The sequence below is a fragment of the Shewanella sp. HL-SH2 genome (assembly GCF_051164935.1).
GTDB classification, from domain to species: Bacteria; Pseudomonadota; Gammaproteobacteria; order Enterobacterales; family Shewanellaceae; genus Shewanella; species Shewanella glacialimarina.
Genome location: NZ_CP195035.1, coordinates 3,930,799 through 3,952,272, shown reverse-complemented (window position 1 = coordinate 3,952,272; position 21,474 = coordinate 3,930,799). Strand labels below are relative to the sequence as shown.

18 protein-coding genes and 1 riboswitch are annotated in these 21,474 nt (G+C 41.4%); of the genes, 11 read left to right on the top strand and 7 right to left on the bottom strand.

Annotation, left to right across the window (positions count from 1 at the left end; genetic code table 11):
- Positions 1-21: 21 nt before the first annotated feature.
- The 3 genes from ACRWP9_RS17285 to ACRWP9_RS17275 are packed head-to-tail and all read right to left on the bottom strand — an operon-like array spanning position 22 to position 2,119.
- On the bottom strand, positions 22-474 hold the full coding sequence (locus ACRWP9_RS17285) for a mechanosensitive ion channel domain-containing protein (protein ID WP_434927014.1): 453 nt from the start codon (positions 472-474) through the stop codon (positions 22-24).
- Between the two features lie 46 nt (positions 475-520).
- Positions 521-844 carry a hypothetical protein gene (locus ACRWP9_RS17280; protein WP_434927013.1) on the bottom strand — a complete coding sequence of 108 codons (324 nt, stop codon included), beginning with the start codon at positions 842-844 and terminating at the stop codon, positions 521-523.
- Between the two features lie 21 nt (positions 845-865).
- Complete coding sequence (locus ACRWP9_RS17275) at positions 866-2,119, bottom strand: hypothetical protein (RefSeq protein ID WP_434927012.1); 1,254 nt, start codon at positions 2,117-2,119, stop codon at positions 866-868.
- 385 nt (positions 2,120-2,504) lie between these two features.
- Between ACRWP9_RS17275 and pbpG the strand changes: the two genes are divergently transcribed.
- The 3 genes from pbpG (at position 2,505) to ACRWP9_RS17260 (ending at position 5,742) form a co-directional block, all read left to right on the top strand.
- Positions 2,505-3,404, top strand: a complete 900-nt coding sequence (gene pbpG / locus ACRWP9_RS17270; protein WP_434929122.1) for a D-alanyl-D-alanine endopeptidase — start codon at positions 2,505-2,507, stop codon at positions 3,402-3,404.
- A 395-nt stretch (positions 3,405-3,799) separates the two neighbouring features.
- Positions 3,800-4,435 (top strand): cupin domain-containing protein, encoded by a 636-nt coding sequence (locus ACRWP9_RS17265; protein WP_434929121.1) that lies wholly within the window; start codon positions 3,800-3,802, stop codon positions 4,433-4,435.
- A 104-nt stretch (positions 4,436-4,539) separates the two neighbouring features.
- Positions 4,540-5,742: a diguanylate cyclase domain-containing protein gene (locus tag ACRWP9_RS17260; RefSeq protein WP_434927011.1), complete on the top strand. Its 1,203-nt coding sequence runs from the start codon at positions 4,540-4,542 to the stop codon at positions 5,740-5,742.
- 145 nt (positions 5,743-5,887) lie between these two features.
- On the opposite strand, the gene metH is transcribed toward ACRWP9_RS17260, so the two are convergent.
- Positions 5,888-9,604 (bottom strand): methionine synthase, encoded by a 3,717-nt coding sequence (gene metH / locus ACRWP9_RS17255; protein ID WP_434927010.1) that lies wholly within the window; start codon positions 9,602-9,604, stop codon positions 5,888-5,890.
- Between the two features lie 192 nt (positions 9,605-9,796).
- Here metH and ACRWP9_RS17250 point away from each other — a divergent pair, with 192 nt between their 5' ends.
- The 8 genes from ACRWP9_RS17250 to cobO all read left to right on the top strand — a co-directional run bounded on the left by ACRWP9_RS17250 (position 9,797) and on the right by cobO (position 17,517).
- Positions 9,797-10,552 (top strand): histidine phosphatase family protein, encoded by a 756-nt coding sequence (locus ACRWP9_RS17250; protein WP_434927009.1) that lies wholly within the window; start codon positions 9,797-9,799, stop codon positions 10,550-10,552.
- Positions 10,523-10,671: riboswitch (cobalamin riboswitch) on the top strand. It overlaps the preceding gene by 30 nt.
- A 165-nt stretch (positions 10,672-10,836) precedes the next feature.
- Positions 10,837-11,700, top strand: a complete 864-nt coding sequence (locus ACRWP9_RS17245; RefSeq protein WP_434929120.1) for an ABC transporter ATP-binding protein — start codon at positions 10,837-10,839, stop codon at positions 11,698-11,700.
- Positions 11,697-12,779 carry a FecCD family ABC transporter permease gene (locus ACRWP9_RS17240; protein WP_434927008.1) on the top strand — a complete coding sequence of 361 codons (1,083 nt, stop codon included), beginning with the start codon at positions 11,697-11,699 and terminating at the stop codon, positions 12,777-12,779. The genes ACRWP9_RS17245 and ACRWP9_RS17240 overlap by 4 nt, the downstream gene beginning before the upstream one ends.
- A gap of 75 nt (positions 12,780-12,854) precedes the next feature.
- Positions 12,855-13,901: a nicotinate-nucleotide--dimethylbenzimidazole phosphoribosyltransferase gene (gene cobT / locus ACRWP9_RS17235; RefSeq protein ID WP_434927007.1), complete on the top strand. Its 1,047-nt coding sequence runs from the start codon at positions 12,855-12,857 to the stop codon at positions 13,899-13,901.
- 7 nt (positions 13,902-13,908) lie between these two features.
- Entirely contained in the window at positions 13,909-14,691 is a 783-nt protein-coding gene (locus tag ACRWP9_RS17230) for an adenosylcobinamide-GDP ribazoletransferase (protein WP_434927006.1), read from the top strand.
- Positions 14,691-15,263, top strand: coding sequence for a bifunctional adenosylcobinamide kinase/adenosylcobinamide-phosphate guanylyltransferase (gene cobU / locus ACRWP9_RS17225; RefSeq protein WP_434927005.1), 573 nt, complete (start codon positions 14,691-14,693; stop codon positions 15,261-15,263). The genes ACRWP9_RS17230 and cobU overlap by 1 nt, the downstream gene beginning before the upstream one ends.
- 80 nt (positions 15,264-15,343) lie before the next feature.
- A complete protein-coding gene (locus ACRWP9_RS17220; RefSeq protein ID WP_434929119.1) occupies positions 15,344-16,828 on the top strand; it encodes a cobyric acid synthase in 1,485 nt (494 codons plus the stop codon).
- Positions 16,825-17,517, top strand: coding sequence for a cob(I)yrinic acid a,c-diamide adenosyltransferase (gene cobO / locus ACRWP9_RS17215; protein ID WP_434927004.1), 693 nt, complete (start codon positions 16,825-16,827; stop codon positions 17,515-17,517). The genes ACRWP9_RS17220 and cobO overlap by 4 nt, the downstream gene beginning before the upstream one ends.
- 91 nt (positions 17,518-17,608) lie before the next feature.
- Here the strand turns inward: cobO and ACRWP9_RS17210 are convergent, their stop codons facing one another.
- From ACRWP9_RS17210 to ACRWP9_RS17200, 3 genes are all read right to left on the bottom strand, one after another.
- Positions 17,609-18,907 (bottom strand): GYF domain-containing protein, encoded by a 1,299-nt coding sequence (locus ACRWP9_RS17210; protein ID WP_434927003.1) that lies wholly within the window; start codon positions 18,905-18,907, stop codon positions 17,609-17,611.
- A 67-nt stretch (positions 18,908-18,974) separates the two neighbouring features.
- The gene (locus tag ACRWP9_RS17205; protein ID WP_434927002.1) at positions 18,975-19,400 is read right to left on the bottom strand and encodes a GYF domain-containing protein; all 426 of its coding nucleotides are present in this window, start codon (positions 19,398-19,400) and stop codon (positions 18,975-18,977) included.
- A 341-nt stretch (positions 19,401-19,741) separates the two neighbouring features.
- Entirely contained in the window at positions 19,742-21,448 is a 1,707-nt protein-coding gene (locus ACRWP9_RS17200; RefSeq protein ID WP_434927001.1) for a pseudouridine synthase, read from the bottom strand.
- Positions 21,449-21,474 lie beyond the last annotated feature (26 nt).

Genomic DNA, 21,474 nt, shown 5'->3' with positions numbered 1-21,474 from the left:
TTGTTTTTAACATTATCTCGATTATAACGTAACCTGCGGCGAAATTATTTGCTTGTCGTCATAAAAATGCGCATCTTTAAAAGCATCTAACACTCTTACATTGATATCACTGATGAACTTTCTTTCCAAGCGTATATCCATTACATAAGCTTTTATGGTAATGGTTTGCATGTGCTGCCCATAGGATAAATCTGTCCCTAATATGATCCTAATGGGTTTATTTAAAAAGGTGTAAGGTGAGCATTGTCTAGCTTCTTTGGCAAGGGCTATGGCTTGTTTATGATCGGCGTGCAAAGGTAAATTAAAACTGATTACAACCATTTCATCTAGGGCGCCGCTATTGGCATTTGATACGGCATTTTTTAATACCTCAGCATTAGGCACCATGATGGTGTTGTCATCAAAGGTTCGCAGCCAGGTTACGCTCCATTCAAGTTTTATTACTTCGCCATAATGGCCTGCGAGCGAGACCATATCACCCACTCGATAGGGGGATTTAACATAATAATGAAGCCAGCAATCATATTTTTTGCGGTTCTTGAGTCGCTAAACCGATAACTATACTGATTGAACCAATCATAGCTAACACTACATTTTGGTGAGGTGCGATAATTCCTGCAGTAGTATAAATTATTACGCAGCCCCAAATAAATAAGCGGATAAACGGGTAAAGTCGTCCCCAGAATAATCGATATTTTGGCAGCTTTATGGTGAGTTTATCTAAACTGATTTTTATTACATTCAATAGCGCCCAGGCAAAAAAGCATATCAATAAAATTAAGGCTATTTTCTCTAATGAGATGATGCTAATTAGCGACTGTAATGCGTCTGTTGTTGATTCCATACCTATTCTCTTTGGTAATGATTAGAAGCTAAAAAGTTTGTTGTGATTAAGCAGGTGCGTGGCGACTATTTTACTCAGTACTGGTGGTATTTGATAAAAGTGTCGCGCAAAATCACTTTCACAGTATTGTGTTATCAATAGACCTTGCCTGCTGAGAAACTCCAATTTTAACGAGCTTTCTTCGATAGACATGTTGAAAATAATGCTTAAATGTTCAACGGTTAATCCGCCATGAACATAAATTTCTGCGAGTGCAAAGAGAGATTCTTCATCTAAACTTTTTAGTGCGTGGGTGTCGATAGTGAAAATATCTTTTGAGTTGAGATCGCTAAGTTTAGATACCTTATGCTCATCAATAGATTGCTTTAAAATGAATAAAGCGAGTCTAGGCTGGCCTTGGCAGATTTTCATTAAGGTTTTGGTGTGGGACTCTAGGGCGTTTAACTCTATGGTGAGAGCTGAATCGCCTTCATTCTCTTGTGTGTTATTGCTTTCATGCGGTAAATTTATACCCATATCAGGTAAGTAAAGCGTAAGAAATGTGGTTAATTCAGTCTGAGTAAAATACTTAAGCTGAACGACGGTTTTAATAAAATGAGTAATTTGATATTGCGAAGAGAGTCTTTGCCATACATAGGTTTCACACCCCATAATCCAGCAATGCCTTTGCCTGGTTTCCATTAATATAGTCGCTAATGTTACCAAAGCTTGATAACTGCCCATTCGGCGCTGCATTAATCGATGAATGTCATCCAGGAAAATAATATGTTGAGGCTGTGCATTGATTAATCTAATGGCATCTGTAATTAATTGGGGCTCATTTTGGATATCAAAACAATCATATAAAGTGGCGATAGCTTCTTTTGAAGACAGCGGCGCTTTACAGAAGCTAAGCCATAATAGTGGCTCAGACTCCGGTTGCCCGCGAATAATATTCTGAATAAAAGTACTGACACCTGCTCCAAAAGGGGCAATGATCGCGCTCAATTCACCTTGGTTATCACGCCATAACTCAATGGCGTTGTTGATTTGATCTATAGCTTGTTCTCGCCCGATGACATGGTAAATATCCGTATTTACTGAATAAGAGATCTGTTGTTTGAGCGGGCTTCTAAGTCCATGGTGTCGATAGGTTTGCGCAATGGCTTTTAAGGATAATGTATTTGTCGGCTCTGACTCTTGCTCTGTAGCTGCACTATTAGGGTTGATGTAGGTTAGAAATTGTTGCCACTTACCAAGAAGTGCATCGATAGTCATTGCCATAATATTATCCATTTGATCAAGCCATTAGTAAGCAGCATCTGATCCAACCTCTAAAAAGTAAATCGAGTTAACAGGTATAACGTTTTTCATTACGTCAGAATAAGTACTATAACAGTAAATTAACGCTGGCATAGAGTGCTAGTTGTGATTGTTATTATTACCAATTTACTGTGATTATAGGTTATTACTGCTGGCAAGTATGGTTAATAAATGAGTATAGCTATCTTAATGCCCCATCGTTTACGGGATAGCAGATAACACGATGTAATGACCCCGTAGGCTATTTGTTCATGGAAAGTGAAGTTAAAGCGCTACTTTAGTATGAATTGATTCGCTGATTAATCATTGTTTAGCGTATACTTAATTTTTATTTTTTATTGAAAAATTAACCTTGATGATGCCATTCAAATCTGCTTTTTCGACACTGTTATTATTAGCTAGCTTAACCCATCAGGCTTATGCAGCAACAGCCGTTGCGTCCTCTCAACAACAAGAGCTAGCCGCGGGTAGTGCTATGCTGGTGGACCTTAACACTAATGAAGTTTTATATTCGAGTAATATTAATCATCAAGTACCCATAGCATCTGTGACTAAGCTGATGACTGCAATGGTGGTGTTAGATGCTAAATTACCTTTAGATGAAATGATTACAGTAGATATTCATCAAGCCCCAATTATGCGTAATGTTTACTCCAGAGTACGAGTTGGCAGTGAAGTTAGCCGTGAAACCATGATGCTGATGACTTTAATGTCTTCAGAGAATCGTGCAGCCACAGCGCTTGCCCATCATTATCCTGGTGGCTACTTTGCTTTTATTTATGCAATGAATGCCAAAGCGAAAGCATTGGGTATGGAGCAAACTCGTTATGCAGAGCCAACAGGTTTATCTGCTGATAACGTCTCCAGTGCAAAGGATTTGGTTATTTTGCTACAGGAAAGTCAAAAATATCCTTTATTGGGCAAGTTAAGTTCAACTGAGAAAAAACACATTATTTTCAATAAGCCAAGATACAATCTTGACTTCCAGAATACCAACAAGTTGGTATTTAAAGACGGTTGGAATATCGCGCTAACTAAGACTGGCTATACCAGCAAAGCCGGTCATTGCTTAATTATGTTGACCGAAATGAATAAGCGAAAAGTCGCATTTGTGGTGCTCGATACCTTTGGCAAATATACCCATATAGCAGATGCTAGCCGTCTTAAAAAATGGTTAGAAACGGGTAAAGTAACCCCAATTCCTGCATCGGCTAAGGCATATAAACAACAAAAGCAATTGGCCAAATCTAATAGCTAAACATCAGTAGCTAAAGCCCAAAAGTGGGTGGTTGAGCATTTTGTAATGGGCACATTTAGTTGACCTGTTAAGCATTGCAGCTACGACAGTTTATTAACTAGGTTTTGTCGTAAGCCTTAACTTGTGGTGACCTCATAATATTGCATTATTGGGTGAAAGCATTTTAAGGCTCTCATTATTTATCGGTCTGGTAAATTAAATTAATACTTATATTTCATTAAAATACACCTAAAAGTACCTAGGTGTCACAATTGTACCTGCTTGTTTTCCTGTTTAATCAATCTATGATAACCACATAGTGTGAATGAGGAACCGTAATGCAAAGTAGTAATTCTAACGATGTTGATATCCCAGAGATTAATCCTTTAAAGTCGATAAAAACTGACTCAATTAACATGGACTTTAACCAACGTGTGGTTATTGATACTAATCAATTGGGCTGGGATAAAAGCCCCGCGAAGGGCGTGTGGCGTAAGCGTCTTGCTAGAGAAGAAGCTGAGCAAGGCCATGCAACCAGTATCGTTAAATATGATGCGGGTGCCTGTTTTTCATCACATCCACACCCATTAGGTGAGGAAATTCTGGTTTTATCTGGCGTGTTTTCTGATGAAACTGGCGATTATCCAGCGGGCACATACATTCGCAATCCCGAAGGTTTTAGTCACGCCCCTTTTAGTTTACAGGGCTGTGAATTACTGGTTAAGTTGCATCAGTTTCAACCATCAGATTTAAAGCAAGTTCGTATCGACACTCAACACGCGCCTTGGTTACCGGGCCAAGGTCAGTTGCAAGTAATGCCGTTACATCAGCATCTAACTGAATCCAGTGCGTTAGTTTTTTGGCCTGCAGGATGTCAATTTCAACCACATCGTCATTTTGGTGGTGAAGAAATATATGTTATCAGTGGCGAGTTTATTGATGAGCACGGCCATTATCCTGCTGGGACCTGGCTACGCAGTCCACACTTAAGTCAGCACAATCCCTATGTTGAACAGGATACGGTTATTTGGGTCAAAACAGGGCATTTATAACGGATATAACGCGTCATTTGTGATAAATATTAGTTTGTTGCTTTTAAAGTATTATTTTTAACGATATATTAACTTAACATGCATATTTAGGATGTAATTTAGCAATGGATGCTTTTACTCTTCACGTATCAACCGCAATAGTCAGTGCGATGATGGCTATCAGTTTACTGGCATTTTATGTTGTTGGTCATCGCCAGCGCAGCTTAATAGATTGGAGCATAGCTGGTGGATTATTTTTTGTCAGCAGTTGCATTGGCTTACTTTCTTACTTTTTACCTATTCCCTATTGGCTTGGCCCTAGCTTAGCTAATGCATGTTATATATTAGCTCATCTTGGTTTACTTGCCGGTATCAGACGGCAGCTTCAGCTTACCCCTCAGTGGCCATCAATGATATTGATCTCTGTAATTGTGTTTTTAATGCATTACGTTCCAGGCTTTTTAGAGTCACTGACATCTAGGTTGCTTTATATATACCCTTTGTTAATGCTTATTAATATCTGTACTGTTTTGACCATTATATTGGCGGCTAAATCTAGAAAGCTTCACGCTATTTATTACCCTTTTCTGTTTGCTGAATTGATATTTTTTGGACAACAATTTGTTCGATTTATATTTGTAGCTTTTGATAAACAATTAACCTTAAGTGCTGCGGGGAATCGCGTTTTACAATCGTCAGGCACTTTGGCTGTGTTCACTTTTTTAATCTTGATAACATTATCGTGTTGTTTAATTGTATATCGTCAACAACAACTCAAATTGCAAGATGTGACTCAGGTTGATCCATTAACAGGGTTGTTAAATCGCCAAGCTTTACACCATCGAGCCAAACAAGTTTTTGAGTTAGGTCTTTATCAAAATGCCCCCATGGCCATTATGATTGTTGAGATTGATTCACTACCTCATATAAGTGAAAAATATGGCTACGGTGGTAGTGATAGTGTTGTTAAGCATGTCGCCAGTGTTTTAGAGTTTACGGCTCATATTAATAGCGGAATTTTTAGACATCATGATAATAAGTTTGTCTTGTTGTTTGAAGAGACTTCAACGGATCAATTGCAACGGTTAACCGTTAGATTAAAAGAGAAAGTGGCTAATTTAGTCATTAAACCATTGCACGATGACCTGAGAGTTAATATCAACATTGGTTTTGCGATGCAGTCAGACAATGACCATAGTTGGCAAATATTAATGCAACAAGCAGAACGTGTCTTGAAGCAACCAATTCAGCAAGTTAATACTTCTCAGACCGCTAGTTTGCAAGAGTTGAATGTCGATAGATTTGGTTTTATTGCGCAACAGAATTAACCTAGTTTAATGCTCTCTGCTAGTCTATCCAGGTATTGTTATAACTTAGAGAGTTCGTTTGATAAACATTAGCAGGCCTGTGTATCGGCCTGCTATGAGTCACTTGGGGGAGTAAAGAGGACTTTCTAAGGATATAAAGTAATGATTACTCTGTATCGTAGTCAAGTACAGGTGATAACCAACGCTCGGCTTCGGCTAAGCTCATGCCTTTACGTTTGGCATAATCTTCTACTTGGTCTTTACCAATGTTAGTGACCCCAAAATAGCGGGATTTCGGATGGGCAAAGTACCAACCGGATACTGCAGCTGTGGGGAACATCGCATAACTTTCGGTAATATTTAAACCAATGGTTTGGTCAGGTTTAAGTAAATCCCACAATAGGCCTTTTTCAGTATGATCAGGACATGCCGGATAACCTGGTGCTGGACGTATACCTTTGTATTTCTCACGAATGATGGATTCGTTATCAAGTACTTCATCAGCCGCATATCCCCAAAACTCTTTGCGTACCCGCTCATGCATGCGTTCAGCAAACGCTTCAGCTAAGCGATCTGCAAGGCATTTAAGCATAATGGCATTGTAGTCATCGTGATTGGCTTCAAAGCGTGCCACATGCTCATCAATGCCATGGCCCGCAGTGACGGCAAAGCCACCCATATAATCTGCGACACCAGAATCTTTTGGCGCAACAAAGTCAGATAAACAGAAGTTGTCGTTGCCAACTCGCTCTAACTGCATACGCAAATGATGGGTAGTCATTTCTACTGTCGTTCGACTTTCGTCAGTGTAAAGCTCAATATCGTCATGGTTGATTGTATTAGCAGGGAATAAGCCTATTACCGCTTTAGCTGTTAGCCACTTTTCACTAATGATGGTTTCAAGCATGGCTTTACCATCAGCAAATAATTTACGCGCTTCTTCACCGACGACTTTATCCTCTAAAATATCTGGATAGCGTCCATGAAGTTCCCAGCTTCTAAAGAATGGTGTCCAGTCGATACGTTCAACTAAATCTTCTAATGGATAATCATCAAACACTTGACGGCCTAAAACATTGGGCGTGAATGGCGTGTAGTTTTGCCAATCATGTTTGCAACGATTTTCGCGGGCAACCTCAATTGGCACAATGGTTTTACGTTTAGTTTGCGATAAACGTTTTTCACGCATGACATCATATTCGGCATATTCTGCATCAATAGTCGCCTGGCGTGTTTCATTGTTAATCAGCTTAGACACCATAGGTACGGCGCGTGACGCATCGGCAATGTAGATTGCACCGTGTGGATAATGCGGTGCAATCTTTACCGCAGTATGAATTTTAGAACAGGTTGCCCCGCCAATAATGGCTGGAATGGTCAGGCCTTCACGGTGGAAGGTTTTGACGTTATGTACCATTTCATCAAGGCTTGGGGTAATTAAGCCTGACATGCCGATGATATCAATATTATGCTCTTTGACCGCGGCCATAATTTTATCGACCGACACCATCACGCCTAAGTCGACCACTTCATAACCGTTACATGCCAAGACAACGCCAACAATATTTTTACCAATATCATGTACATCACCTTTAACCGTCACCATTAAGATACGGCCGTTTGATTGGCCTTCAACTTTTTCTAGTTCAATATACGGGTTTAAAAAAGCAACTGCTTTTTTCATCACTCGAGCGGATTTAACCACTTGTGGCAAGAACATTTTACCAGCACCAAATAAGTCGCCGACCACATTCATGCCGTCCATCAGCGGCCCTTCAATAACATCAAGTGGACGTGCTGCTTGAAGCCTTGCTGCTTCGGTGTCTTCATCAATAAATTCGGTGATACCTTTGACTAAGGCATGCGATAAACGTTTCTCTACTGGCCAACTGCGCCATGCTAAATCTTCTTTTTTAGCCACTTGAGTGCCGTCGCCACGGTACTTTTCAGCCACATCTAATAATTGTTCAGTGTTGGTTGAATCAGCAACCGGGCAGGGCCGGTTCTGAACAACGTTTTCGACCTTTTCTTTTAAATCGGCATCAATGTCATCATAAATGGCTAGTTGCCCAGCGTTAACAATGCCCATGTCCATACCCGCTTGAATCGCATGGTATAAGAACACCGCATGAATCGCTTCACGTACAGGGTTGTTGCCACGGAATGAAAATGACACGTTTGACACACCGCCAGAAATCATCGCATAGGGTAAGGTGGCTTTAATGTCTTTAATTGATTCGATAAAATCGACCGCATAATTGTCGTGCTCATCTATACCGGTAGCAATAGCAAAAATGTTCGGGTCAAAAATAATGTCTTCAGGGGGAAAGCCGACCACATCAACTAACAAACGATAGGCACGGGTACAAATTTGGGTTTTACGCTCACGGGTATCGGCTTGGCCGTCTTCATCAAAGGCCATCACTATGGCTGCCGCGCCGTAGCGTTTGACTAACGTAGCCTGTTTGATAAAGGCTTCTTCGCCTTCTTTCATCGAAATAGAGTTAACGATAGATTTGCCTTGAACACACTTAAGGCCGGCTTCAATCACTTCCCATTTTGATGAGTCGATCATAATCGGTACGCGGGAAATATCGGGCTCTGAAGCGATTAAGTTTAAGAACTTTTTCATCGACTCGGCACCGTCTAGCATGCCTTCATCCATGTTGACGTCGATGATTTGTGCGCCATTTTCAACTTGTTCGCGCACCACATCTAACGCTTCTTCAAATTTTTCTTCTTTAATTAAGCGTAAGAATTTAGCTGAGCCGGTGACGTTGGCACGTTCGCCGACGTTAACAAAGAGTGAGTTACCATCAATGGTTAATGGCTCTAATCCTGATAGGCGACAAGCCACCGGAATATCAGGTATCTGGCGCGGCTCATGATTGATCACTGATTCTCGTATGGTATTGATATGAGCGGGTGTGCTGCCACAACATCCACCTACAATATTCAGCATGCCTTCACGGGCCCAATCACTAATGATTTCGGCCATTTCCTCTGGAGTTTCATCGTAACCGCCAAACTCGTTTGGTAAACCTGCGTTTGGGTGAGCAGACACAAAACATTCAGCAATACGGGATAACTCTTCTACATAAGGGCGCAGTTCTTTTGGGCCTAATGCACAGTTAAGACCGATAGATAACGGCTTGATATGACGCAGTGAATTGTAAAAACCTTCAGTGGTTTGGCCGGTCAATGTGCGACCAGATGCATCGGTAATTGTGCCTGAAATCATTACTGGTAAGCGATCGCCAAGTTGATCAAATACTTTCTCAATGGCAAATAAGGCGGCTTTGGCGTTTAAGGTATCAAAGATGGTTTCAACCATAATGATGTCGGCGCCGCCTTCAATTAAGGCTGTGGTTGACTCAACATAAGCATCAACTAACTCATCAAAGCTAACGTTACGAAAGCTAGGGTCGTTTACATCTGGGCTGATTGAGCAGGTGCGATTGGTTGGACCAAGCACACCCGCTACATAGCGGGCATAACCCGTTTGCGCGGCCACTTCATCGGCTGCTTCGCGGGCAACCCGGGCACCTTCTAAATTAATTTCAGCCGATAGCGACTGCATATCGTAGTCAGCCATAGCAATGGTGGTAGCGTTAAAGGTGTTGGTTTCAATAATGTCAGCACCGGCTAGCAGATACTTAGTATGAATATCTTTAATGATTTGACGTTGGCTAAGGACCAACATGTCATTGTTGCCTTTGACGTCGCAATGCCAGTCTTTAAATCTGTCACCACGGTAATCTTCTTCTTCCAACTTGTAGTCTTGGATCATGGTACCCATAGCACCATCGAGAATGACAATTCGCTCTTTTAGCGTGTTTGTCAGTTGTTCAAGCACTTGAGTGTAGGAAGTTGACTTGGTCATAACTGATTACCTTTTTAATGCAGTGGCACGTTAACTTAATCGTGACATATTTATCTAACTAGCTATTTTATTGAGAGTTAATGGGTAAATAATGAATAGCTGGCTCTCAACAAACAGAATTTTGTTTGGACATTTATACGTATAGACGTCCATAATACGCGAGTTGTTATCTTCAGGGCAAGGCAGAAAACCATGAAACATCTTCAATTGGTATTCCTGCGCCATGGTCACTGCCTTGGCGGTGAGATCTTGCGCGGTAAAACAGATGTAGCCTTGTCTGAACAAGGTCAAATACAAATGCAACAAGCTTTTAATAGCTTAGCGCTATGCCCTGCTATTGTGTATTCATCCCCGTTGAGGCGTTGCGCTGTGTTTAGTGACCTTATCGCAAAACAACACCAGTTGCCCATAACACTATTAGACAGTTTACAAGAAATTGATTTTGGCCAATGGGATGGTCAAACCTGGCAGGCATTATATAAGCTACACCAAGCGCAATTAGATGCATACTGGGCAAACCCTTGGCTGCATGAGAACACGCCACCAGGAGGTGAGCACTTAGTTGATTTTAGTGCCCGAGTGAAGCAGGTATTAGTGAAAATTATTAGTCAGATGCTGAATTCGATTGACGGTGATGTTCAGGATGAGTCTTTTGCCTCTGCAAAATTGACCAATGAAACTCTGATAAGTGAATTACCCAATCAAGCACTTGTTGTGACCCATGGCGGGGTAATGCGTTGCATTATGGCACAACTGTTAGGTGCTGAAGGGCAGGCTGGCGTGTTTACGCAATTACAATTACCCTATGCCGCGTTGATGACAGTTGATGTATTTATTGATGCAGATGACTTACAAATGGCCACACAAGGCAGCTTATGTTTTGAAAAGATCAGTTTTAGATTGAACTGGCCATCATTAACCACCAAAATAGAGCCGTGTTATATATAGTGTTGAGTATTGGGAATCGGGTAAGCCCGAACTGTCCCCGCAACTGTGATTGTTTGTCCTGCATATTATATGTCTGTGGCCAGCAAAAGTCAGATACCAGCTTGTCACTATTCATTTTTACGCCTGAGCGGGATACTCAGCGGAGCGTGTATGTTTGATCTTGTTCGTGCTTCCCCTATTAGCCATCTAGTTAACTTCGGCTTGTTTATGCTTGGCTTACTTAATCGTAAATCAAGCCATTGTCGAGGGCGTGATTTGTGAATTCCCAAAGTGTTGAAGCGCTAATGGCCGCTAATTCATCAGCATCGATACCTGCTTTAGTGGTTAATCAGCTGAGTTGGCGACATGATGATACTCAAATTTTAGCTGATATTAGTTTTAGCCTTACAGCCAATAAAATGCTTGGAATTATTGGCCCCAATGGTGCGGGTAAGTCGAGTTTACTGCGCTGTTTATATCGCTACATTACCCCTAGTCGCGGAACAATATCCTTATTTGGTCAAGATATTAGTCAATTTCATGGAAAAGCTTTTGCCACTCAAGTTGCCGTAGTCCAACAAGATACTCCGCAATTTTTTGACATGAACACCAGTCAGTTAATTGCAATGGGGTTAACACCGCATAAAGGTATGTTTGATGGTTATACGGCTGAAGATAATCAGCTTATTAATGATGCCATCAACAAAGTAGGCTTAACTGATAAAGCATTTTTGCAATATGGCCAATTATCGGGTGGTGAAAAACAACGAGCTTTGATTGCTCGAGCGATAGTGCAGCGCCCGCAATTACTTATTTTAGATGAGCCAACTAATCATTTAGATATTCGTTATCAAATTCAAATTTTAGAATTAGTGAAAAGTTTAGGTATTACGGTCATTGCGTCTATTCATGATTTAAATCTAGCAAGTGCAATGTGTGACCACCTTTTATTACTCAATAAGGGCCTGCTGGTAGCGCAGGGCTGTCCAACTGAGGTACTAACAGAAGCGCAAATTGGCGACGTATTTGAAGTGTGCTGTGAAGTCAAAAAACATCCGCAACATACTAAACCACTGATCAATTATTTTTATGGTTATGTGCCCAAGAAACAGGTGAAAGTGCTTGCTGATAATGGATTAACCTCAAGTGAGTGCGAGGTTCAATCATGAGCCCAGTTAAAGAGCACCGTCGCTACCAATTTTTTCTGCTTATATTGGCTATATTGGCAGCAATGAGCCCGATTGCTGCGGCCAGCTTTGGTGCCGCCAGTATCAACTTTACCGATGTGTTATCGGCGATAATTCAACGACTGCCTTGGCAAGATGACTTGGTCTTTCATCCCGCAAGCATTACTGAACGGATTGTATTTGAACTGCGTTTTCCGCGTATTATGCTGGCTTTTGTTGCTGGAGCTGGCTTGGCCTTAGCGGGCAGCGTATTGCAAACAGTTACCCGCAATCCATTAGCCGACCCGTATTTGTTTGGCATTAGTTCTGGTGCATCATTTGGCGCTGTGGTGGTCTTTAGCCTGCTATCAAGCGGCTTATTTGCGCAGGCTGATTTATTAGCGCTTTCTTCTGGGCAACTCGCTTGGTGGAGTTGGCAAAATTTACTCCTGCCTATAGGCGCATTTGCGGGCGCAAGTTTGTCAGTACTGCTGGTGTTGAGTTTGTCTGGTTTAGGACGCAGTAGCCAAATTGAGCGGATGTTGTTATCTGGTGTGGCTACATCATTTTTATTTGGTTCCTTAACGAGTCTAGTGCTGTATTTTTCAAGCCCGCAAGCCACTGCCTCAGTGCTGTTTTGGACATTAGGCAGCTTTGCTAAAGCTAATTGGGCTGGCGTGGTATTACCCAGTGTTATTGTGGCCAGCAGTTTAGTCATTATTTTAGTATTTAAACGTCAAATTGTTGCGCTGCAAGCCGGTGATGAAACCGCGCATACCCTAGGGGTTAATGTCGCCAAACTGCGTTTAAATATGTTGTTATTGTGCTCGTTGATCACCGCCATTTTAGTCGCAAGTTGTGGTGGCATTGGATTTGTTGGTTTGATGATCCCCCATTGTGTGCGTTTACTATTTCCAGGACGCCAGCCTATGGTAGTAACGGCCATGGTAGGTGGGCTGTTTATGGTTTGGATTGATGTTGTCGCTCGTTGTATTTTAGGCAATCAAGAGTTACCAGTAGGTATTATTACCGCAGCCATTGGCAGTGTATTTTTCTTATTTATTCTACGGCACAGGCACTAATAGCTGAGTTAATAATAGCTTGAGTGTTAATGACGTTTTTTGATTTGTCAGTGATTACCCTGACGAGGAGTGGTTATGTTTACCGTTGTGCCGGTTACTCATCAGTTTGATGCTATGATCCAACATAAGATTGATCAAAAAACTAAACCTCAGGGATCCCTAGGCTTACTGGAAGTATTAGTTAAGCAAATCGCTCAAATACAGTTTTCATGTGATCCTACAGCCACAAAATTACATATTAATCAGCCAGGTTTATTGGTGTTTGCAGGCGACCACGGTATTGCTAAGTACGGCGTGTCTATTGCCCCAAGTGAAGTCACCAGCCAAATGGTGGCTAATTTTGTTCATGGTGGCGCCGCAGTTAACGTTTTTTGTCGGCAAATTGGCTTTAATCTAGAAGTTATAGATGCTGGTGTACTCGCTCCTTTGGGGTTAGATGGGATAACTGAACATCGATTAGGTAATGGTACCGAGGCGATTCATCTGGCACCAGCCATGAGTATTGAGCAAGTCACACAAGGTTTTGAGGCTGCTAGTGAAGTGGTTGAACGACACGTATTGTCCGGTTGTAATGTCATCGCCCTTGGTGAAATGGGCATAGGTAATACCTCATCCGCAGCGGCAATGATGGCGGTGTTACTTGATATAGATGTTGAGCAATGCGTCGGGCGTGGTACAGGTATTGATGACAAGACCTATGCATTGAAAAAATCACTTATCAGTCAGGCATTAATATTACATCGTTCAAGTTTAACTTCTCCCCTGCATATTTTAGCGTGTTTGGGCGGATTTGAAATTGTGCAAATGACTGGGGCTATCTTGGCGGCGGCTGAGCTAAAAATATTAGTGCTAATTGATGGGTTTATCTCTACCGCTGCGGCATTAGTCGCTGTAAGATTACACCCTGCGGCTCGAGACTATTTAGTGTTTGCTCATCAATCAGAAGAACAAGGGCATAAATTAATGCTAGCGCATTTAAATGCTAAGCCTATTTTGTCCCTAGGATTACGTTTAGGGGAAGGAACGGGGGCGGCGTTGGCACTACCCATAGTACAAGCAGCAATCAATTTTTATAATGACATGGCCAGTTTCGAAGATGCTGGTGTTGATAATGTAGTTTAAGGAAAGTATGGCTAATCTATACCGTGGTTTAAGACAATTAAATCTATTTTTTGTGGCATTAAGTTTTTTTACTCGTCTTCCTATCCCATCATGGGTTGTAATTGATGCTGAAAAGCTCAATAAATCTAGCCGATTTTTTGGTGTAGTAGGCTTAGTGATTGGCTTAATCAGCGCTTTGGTATTTTGGCTAGTTCAACTTATTTTACCGGCCAGTATAGCGGTATTAGTGGCCATGGTAGTAGGTGTTATTGCCACTGGTGGCTTCCATGAAGATGGCTTAGCGGACACTGCTGATGGTTTTGGTGGTGGTTGGAGTGTTGAAGAAAAACTACTGATAATGAAAGATTCCCGTTTGGGAAGTTATGGTGCGCTAGCTATTGGTTTAGCGTTATTATTGAAATGGCAGTTATTAGTGGAGCTAGCATTATATAGCCCAATGGCGGCAATTAGTGGTTTTATTGTGGCGCACACATTGAGCAGAGTGGTTGCCGCTAGCTTAATATTTAGTGAAAAATATGTCCGAGATGACAGTGGCAAATCTAAACCTTTAGCGCAGCATCAGTCGCTGAACGATTTATTCATTCTGTTAGCCAGCGGTATTTTTGTATTGTTGTGGCTCAATGGTTTTGCTGCTTTTGCTTTGTTTATTATTCTTTGGGGTGTACGTTTTTTATTAGGCAGTTTATTTAGAGGCCAAATAGGCGGATACACGGGTGATACCTTAGGTGCCGCGCAACAAGTTAGCGAAATTGTGTGCTACTTGGTTATTTTGGCGGTTGGTTTAAGTTAGTGATCCATTTAGTGCTCGGTGGAGCCAGAAGCGGTAAAAGTGGCTTTGCAGAACAACATGTGGCCAATATTGTTAAGGCATTCCCGCAACATATGGATGTTATTTACATTGCGACTGCTACAGCTGGTGATGACGAGATGAACGCAAGAATATCGCGTCATCAGCAGGATCGAATTACCAGTCAGCTGTTGTGGCAAACCATTGAAACACCATTGGCATTGGCTGATTGTTTAAACCAAATTGATAAAGCTAACCAGGTTATTTTAGTTGACTGCTTAACCTTATATTTAACCAATCATCTATTATCTTTGGCACCAGAGCAATTACAAAACGGTATCCTATCTAGCTGGCAAACGGAAAAGCAGCAGTTACTGTCTACTTTGGCTAAAATGCAGTCACATGTTGTTTTAGTCAGTAATGAAGTGGGGTCGGGTATTGTGCCTATGGGGGAACTGAGCCGTGAGTTTGTTGATCAAGCTGGCTGGTTAAACCAATCCGTTGCTTTATTGGCTGATCAAGTCAGTTTAGTCGTTGCCGGATTACCTCTTTCATTAAAAGCACCTAAATCCTAATGGCTATAGATAGCGCTCATCTCAAGACCAGTCATACCCCATCTACTCGCGACTTCAAAAATATATTAACAGGGGCTTTGATGGTGCAGGGCACCACATCCGATGCGGGTAAAAGTACTCTAGTTGCTGGTTTGTGCCGTGTTTTTGCCCGTAAGCATATTGCTGTCGCGCCGTTTAAACCACAGAATATGGCGTTAAACAGTGCGGTAACCGAAGACGGTGGTGAAATTGGCCGAGCACAAGCGTTGCAAGCCATTGCCTGTTATCTAAAGCCGCATACTGATTTTAACCCTGTATTACTTAAACCTAGTTCTGATACCGGTGCTCAAGTCATTATTCATGGTAAAGCGCTAACCACACTTGAAGCTAAAGCATTTTTTGGACCTGAAAGCCAAGGTTATAAAACCCTAGCATTAACGGCAGTGATGCAATCTTATCGGCGCTTGCAGCAACAGTACTCACTGGTCGTTATTGAAGGCGCTGGCAGTCCCGCTGAAATTAATTTACGCCAGGGTGATATCGCTAATATGGGCTTTGCCGAAGTCGCGGATTGCCCGGTGATAATCATTGCTGATATCGATAAAGGCGGTGTGTTTGCTCACCTTGTGGGTACATTGGCACTGTTGAGCGAATCTGAACAAGCTAGAGTAAAAGGCTTTGTGATTAATCGATTTCGCGGTGATATAGGTTTGCTTCAACCCGGCATTGACTGGTTAGAAAGCTATACTAAAAAACCTGTTTTTGGTGTATTACCTTATTTGCACGACTTACATCTTGATGCCGAAGACGGTTTAGTTGAATCTTCGAACCTAAGCCCCTCACTTACCACGAACAAGCTAATCGTATTGGTGCTAGTTTTTCCGCAGATCAGTAATCATACCGACTTTGATCCATTACGCCTGCACCCTCAGGTTGAGTTTCGCTATATCAGTGTGGCTGATCAGCACAAGGTGTTTCCTGATGCTGATTTGATTATTTTACCTGGCAGTAAGAATGTCCGTGCCGACTTACTTTTTATGCGCCAGCAAGGCTGGGATAAGGCTATTTTTAAGCATTTACGTTACGGTGGCAAAGTTATTGGTATTTGCGGTGGTTATCAAATGCTAGGCCAGATGATTGATGATCCCCACGGTGTAGAAGATATTGAAGGCAGCATCAAAGGTTTAGCTTTGTTAGATATTCATACTGAATTAACCACACATAAAACGCTTACTCAAGTAAGTGGTTACTTACGTTTAGAGCAACAACAGGTTAGCTTTACAGGCTATGAAATTCATTGTGGTGTATCGAGCTTTACCCATAGCGATATTTCGCATCCGATTCAAATTGGCACCGATACGGCTCAGTTTGATGGTCAAGTTAGTCAAGATAACTTGATTATGGGCACTTATATTCATGGCTTATTTGATAGTCCAGCAGCTTGTCAGCTGCTTTTACAATGGGCCGGTCTTGCGCAAGCTGAAGCAATCGACATTAATCACATTCGCGAACAGCAATTAAATCGTCTTGCTGACGTATTAGAAACACATCTTGATTTAGACAAATTAACCGGAGTGATCTCATGACCGAGAAGACAACAGACAACAATGCAAACATCGACAGTACTGATGTTGACAGTACTAATCTTGACAATACAAGTCTTGAAAGTACTAAGCTTGGTAATCAAAAGGCGGATCGCCATAAAGCACGTCAACAAAAAGTAAAGCTAGGTGTAGACGCTAAAATTGCCGCAGCACAGCAAGAAAAGGGCATTTTATTAGTGCTTACCGGTAATGGTAAAGGTAAATCAACTTCTGGCTTTGGCTCTGTTGCACGCGCGGTTGGCCACGGTCACAAAGCCGCTGTGGTGCAGTTTATTAAAGGCACTTGGGCATGTGGTGAACGTAATTTGTTAGAAGGTGCAGGGGTTGAGTTTCATGTTATGGGAACCGGCTTTACCTGGGAAACACAAGATAAAGAAAAAGATACTAAAGCGGCTGTAGAAGCCTGGGAATACGCAGAGAAACTGCTGCAAGATGAGTCGGTGAATTTATTATTATTGGACGAGTTAACCTACATGGTTAGCTATCATTATATCGAGTTAGAGCGAGTTCTCACAGCCTTGAGAAACAGACCTGCAATGCAACATGTGATTATTACTGGGCGTTCTTGTCACCGGGAGATTATCGAGCTTGCTGATACGGTGAGTGAAGTCCAGCCGATTAAGCATGCGTTTAATGCAGGGATTAAAGCTCAGTTAGGATTTGACTATTAATTAATAAAAATGTCGCTGAAAGCATACATAGGGTTCAGCTAAAAAAATGGCCAACTTACGTTAAGTTGGCCATTTGTATTGGTACTTAGTGTTAACGACGTCTTCTACTACGGCGGCGCATACGGCTTTCTTTATCTGCTGCAGTAGGTTCTCCGTCAGTTCCATTTCGTTCTTCATTATCAAGAAAATCGTCATCATGGTCATCATGATCATCATCTAGATCATCATTGCTGTGGGCTAGAGATACTGGTGATTCCACTTTGACTTCTTGCTTGGGTTCAACTTTTTTATCGCCCCTGAACACTGATTTTAAAATACTGGTCACGCCTTGCAATTTTGCAGAGGGCTCAGCTTTTGAACTAGATTTTTCATCAGGTATTGCAGGGCTTGCTTCAAAAACCTTTTCAAGCTTTTGTTCTATATTGTTTTTTAGTTCTTCAGAAAATTGAATGTTATCAATTTTCTCTTGCGACTTTTTTGGCGTAATATCATCAATAGATTCCCCCGGCTTCAAGCGTACAGCAACATTGTCCATGCTGGCCGATGGTCGGATAGGCTGAGGGTCTAACGATGCTGTTCTGGGTCTAATTTCAGCAACGTTATCTAGGGTGATTGTTTTACTAATAATAGGATCTAAAGGCACTGTTTTTGTTGCTACGGGATCTAATGATAGTCCTGAGCTAGCCACAGGGTCTAATGATGCAGACTTGGTTGCTATAGGGTCAAGTGATAACGTTTTAGTAGCGACAGGATCAATAGATGCCGATTTAGTGGCAACTGGATCGATTGATGTTGATTTCGCTGCTACTGATTCAAATGATACGCTCGAGGCAATAATTGATGTGGCAGAAGCATCTGACATAACTTGAGACGGCGTAGGCACTGAAGCTTGATCTTTTTCTCTTATTTGTAGACGTTTATCAAATTCTGTAGTGACTTCAGCTATTTCAGATTTAGCAATACTGACAGCGTTAACAAGTTCTTCAAAATGGGCTTGATAATCTTCATATCGACTTTCAATGCTGCTGATATTGTTCTTAACTTCATCGCTTAACTTACTTGTTAGACGCTTGTATATATTTATTTCTTGTTCTAACTCATATAGATAAGTTTTAGAATATTTAATAGACTCGTCTATTTCAACGAGGTTTTCAGTCAACTCATGTCGCTTAGAGGTAAACTCGTTAATAAGCTCTTTTGGAATTTGAGCTGGCGATTCTGGCTGCGACACTAAACCAGAGAATTCACTAATATGGCTAACCGGCAGCCATTGTGAAAATGCTGGATGCCAGCCATAACAGTTAGGCTGGTCTTGTAAAAACGCAATAGCCTCAACTTCGGTTAATGGCCCTGTTACGTCGCCATCATGTGAAAAAAACCATTTTTTCATAATCATAATTCTTATTTAGTCGTTATCAACAGTGATTAGGAGTTATCGCAAATATGATTTGGAATCATTACTTAGTTGCGACGCCAGCAAGAGTTCTTTGTAAAGCCTCATACTGTTCATTAACACTTCGGATTGTTGTTTTAACTTCTTGATTTAAATTCTGGGTTATCGTTTTCGTCTTATTAGTATCACGATCAAAATCAGCGAGTGAATTGCTAAGAGACTTTATCGTTGTTTCAATTCGACTTAGTGCGGTATTAAGCTCTTGTTCTTTCGCTATAAAACGCTCAATCAACTTTTTTGGGATAGCTTGAGGCGGAGGTGGTGGTGTGATTACTATATCAAACTCATCGACATGACTGACTGGTATCCATTGGGCATAAGATGGATGCCAGGCGTAGGTGTCTGGGTTTTTTTCGATAAACTTGTTTGAGTCCGACAAGCCTAGAGGCCCGCTAACTTCACCATTATGTGAGAAATACCATTCTTTCATAGTTCCACTTTTATCCTTAACAGTGCTTGAGCTTATAGTTATTTTTATAATTAATCAGGGGTGTAGTCTACAACTATAGTCACGTTTTTGCGGCAACGTCACTTGGTTTGTCATGTTTTAGGAGCTAAAAGTGTCAACAACAAGCAGAAGTCATAATTAGCACCTATATATTTTGTTACAATAACCTATATTTTTTAACATGACTACTGTTTATCAAGGATCGATCTTGTTAAATATGTAATGTCTATTTGACGCAAACCTAACACTGCAGCAGTGTTAAGCTTTTTTTAGTGCTGATATTATAGTCTAATTGTTTTTACCTAGCGGGTCTTTGATGTCGATCATTCAAAGTCAGCAAAAGTATTAAATTCGATCCACGCATCGGTGGTTGGGTGGTTAAAGCCGATAAATGCTGCGTGCAGATGCAACCTGTTTTGCTGAACACCATATAAGTCATCTCCTACAATGGGCAATCCTAAGCCTTGGTGGTGGGCGCAGTGCATTCTAAGTTGATGAGTACGTCCTGTTTTTGGATATAAGTGTAAAAGGGTGCGGGCACCTTTGTGCTTATATACCTCCCAATAGGTTTCGGCTTGCTTACCGTGTTCATAACAAACTAATTGCTTGGGGCGATCATTTAAATCGACTCTAAGCGGCAAGTTTATTGTGCCATTTTGCCCCTTAGGTTTACCGTCAACTAATGCAATATAGCGTTTGATTACTGTGCGATTAATAAACTGTTGTTGTAATGCTTTGTTAGCGTCTTTGGTTAGTGCTATTACCATTAGTCCTGAAGTCGACATATCAAGACGATGTACTATAAGTGGACCAGTGGCTTGGGGAAATAATTGTTTCATTCTGGTTTGTACTGAGTCGGTGACATTTTTTCCTGCCACAGAGAGCATCTCAGCGGGTTTATTGATAATCGCTAAGTCTTTATCTTGATAGACTATTTCAATGTGCTTATTGACTGCGGTATTCACAAGTAATGGATCAGGGTCGACGGTCATACCTTTAAGCATATGTGCCAATATAGGACGGCATTTACTGTGGCAGGCTGGGTAGAAGTTTTTATGCTGCTTTATTTCTGATTTAGGTGATGAGCCCCACCAAAACTCAGCCATAGCGATAGGGGTTAACTGGTGCTGAAAGGCATATTGTAATAATTTAGGTGCAGCACATTCACCAGCACCAGCTGGAGACAGATGATTCGGGGCATCGTGAAATATTGTGTTTAAATCTTTGCTTTCTGCTAACACATTTAAAAATTGGTACTGATTAAACAGCTTCTTTTGCAGTTGATTAGAAAGCTGTTTGCGCTGTTTTTTTAATTGGTTTATTTGTTGTTGTCGTGTGTCAACCTGTTGCTGGGTATGGTCAACCTTGATTGCCCAATGTTGTTTTAACTCAGTAAGCTTAAATTTTTGTTGCACACTCTGGCGACTAAGCTCAATTGACAATGATGTGAATGCTTCAGCTGTCATGTTATGTTGCGCTAAGGCTAAATCAGCTTGCTCACGCTGATCTTTTCTATGCTTACGGCTTTCAATAATGACAGAACGTAGCTGTTCGAGCTCATTTTCTGACTGCAGCTGTTGATCTGCTAAAAGGTCAACTAACCTGGTTAATTGGGGAGCTGCTTCATGCTGAATAATGAGTTGATTGATATCATTGATTTGTTTGTTTTCGACACTAAAAAAGCTGTCTTTAGTTAACATGTCAAACACTGGCGGTACAAAGGGAGGCAAAATATTTTGATCTGCCAACTTGCCTGAAAATGCTGCTAAAAATCCCAGTTTGTCCTGCTGATTTTTTACAACCAGTACCCCAAACATTTTACCTATGACCATTCCACGATCGTTTTCAGGATCTAAGCCAAAGTTATGTCGCCAAGGGTTTGTGTCTAACAAGTCTTGTTGTAACTGTTCTGCCGCTTGTATGCACAGGGTGTGGGGTTGATAATAAAACGGAAAAGTAAACGACTCCGGTAAGCTGTGTTCAGCAATACTGCCATTGAAAAGAATAAAACAGGGATCGTTAACAGCCATTACACACTCTTACTATACCAAAGGGC

Bases quoted from the DNA above. Each gene is read 5' to 3' on its own strand.
- ACRWP9_RS17285 (WP_434927014.1), bottom strand. From the start codon at position 474: ATGGTCTCGCTCGCAGGCCATTATGGCGAAGTAATAAAACTTGAATGG.
- ACRWP9_RS17280 (WP_434927013.1), bottom strand. From the start codon at position 844: ATGGAATCAACAACAGACGCATTACAGTCGCTAATTAGCATCATCTCA.
- ACRWP9_RS17275 (WP_434927012.1), bottom strand. From the start codon at position 2,119: ATGGATAATATTATGGCAATGACTATCGATGCACTTCTTGGTAAGTGG.
- pbpG (WP_434929122.1), top strand. From the start codon at position 2,505: ATGCCATTCAAATCTGCTTTTTCGACACTGTTATTATTAGCTAGCTTA.
- ACRWP9_RS17265 (WP_434929121.1), top strand. From the start codon at position 3,800: ATGGACTTTAACCAACGTGTGGTTATTGATACTAATCAATTGGGCTGG.
- ACRWP9_RS17260 (WP_434927011.1), top strand. From the start codon at position 4,540: ATGGATGCTTTTACTCTTCACGTATCAACCGCAATAGTCAGTGCGATG.
- metH (WP_434927010.1), bottom strand. From the start codon at position 9,604: ATGACCAAGTCAACTTCCTACACTCAAGTGCTTGAACAACTGACAAAC.
- ACRWP9_RS17250 (WP_434927009.1), top strand. From the start codon at position 9,797: ATGAAACATCTTCAATTGGTATTCCTGCGCCATGGTCACTGCCTTGGC.
- ACRWP9_RS17245 (WP_434929120.1), top strand. From the start codon at position 10,837: ATGGCCGCTAATTCATCAGCATCGATACCTGCTTTAGTGGTTAATCAG.
- ACRWP9_RS17240 (WP_434927008.1), top strand. From the start codon at position 11,697: ATGAGCCCAGTTAAAGAGCACCGTCGCTACCAATTTTTTCTGCTTATA.
- cobT (WP_434927007.1), top strand. From the start codon at position 12,855: ATGTTTACCGTTGTGCCGGTTACTCATCAGTTTGATGCTATGATCCAA.
- ACRWP9_RS17230 (WP_434927006.1), top strand. From the start codon at position 13,909: ATGGCTAATCTATACCGTGGTTTAAGACAATTAAATCTATTTTTTGTG.
- ACRWP9_RS17220 (WP_434929119.1), top strand. From the start codon at position 15,344: ATGGTGCAGGGCACCACATCCGATGCGGGTAAAAGTACTCTAGTTGCT.
- cobO (WP_434927004.1), top strand. From the start codon at position 16,825: ATGACCGAGAAGACAACAGACAACAATGCAAACATCGACAGTACTGAT.
- ACRWP9_RS17210 (WP_434927003.1), bottom strand. From the start codon at position 18,907: ATGAAAAAATGGTTTTTTTCACATGATGGCGACGTAACAGGGCCATTA.
- ACRWP9_RS17205 (WP_434927002.1), bottom strand. From the start codon at position 19,400: ATGAAAGAATGGTATTTCTCACATAATGGTGAAGTTAGCGGGCCTCTA.
- ACRWP9_RS17200 (WP_434927001.1), bottom strand. From the start codon at position 21,448: ATGGCTGTTAACGATCCCTGTTTTATTCTTTTCAATGGCAGTATTGCT.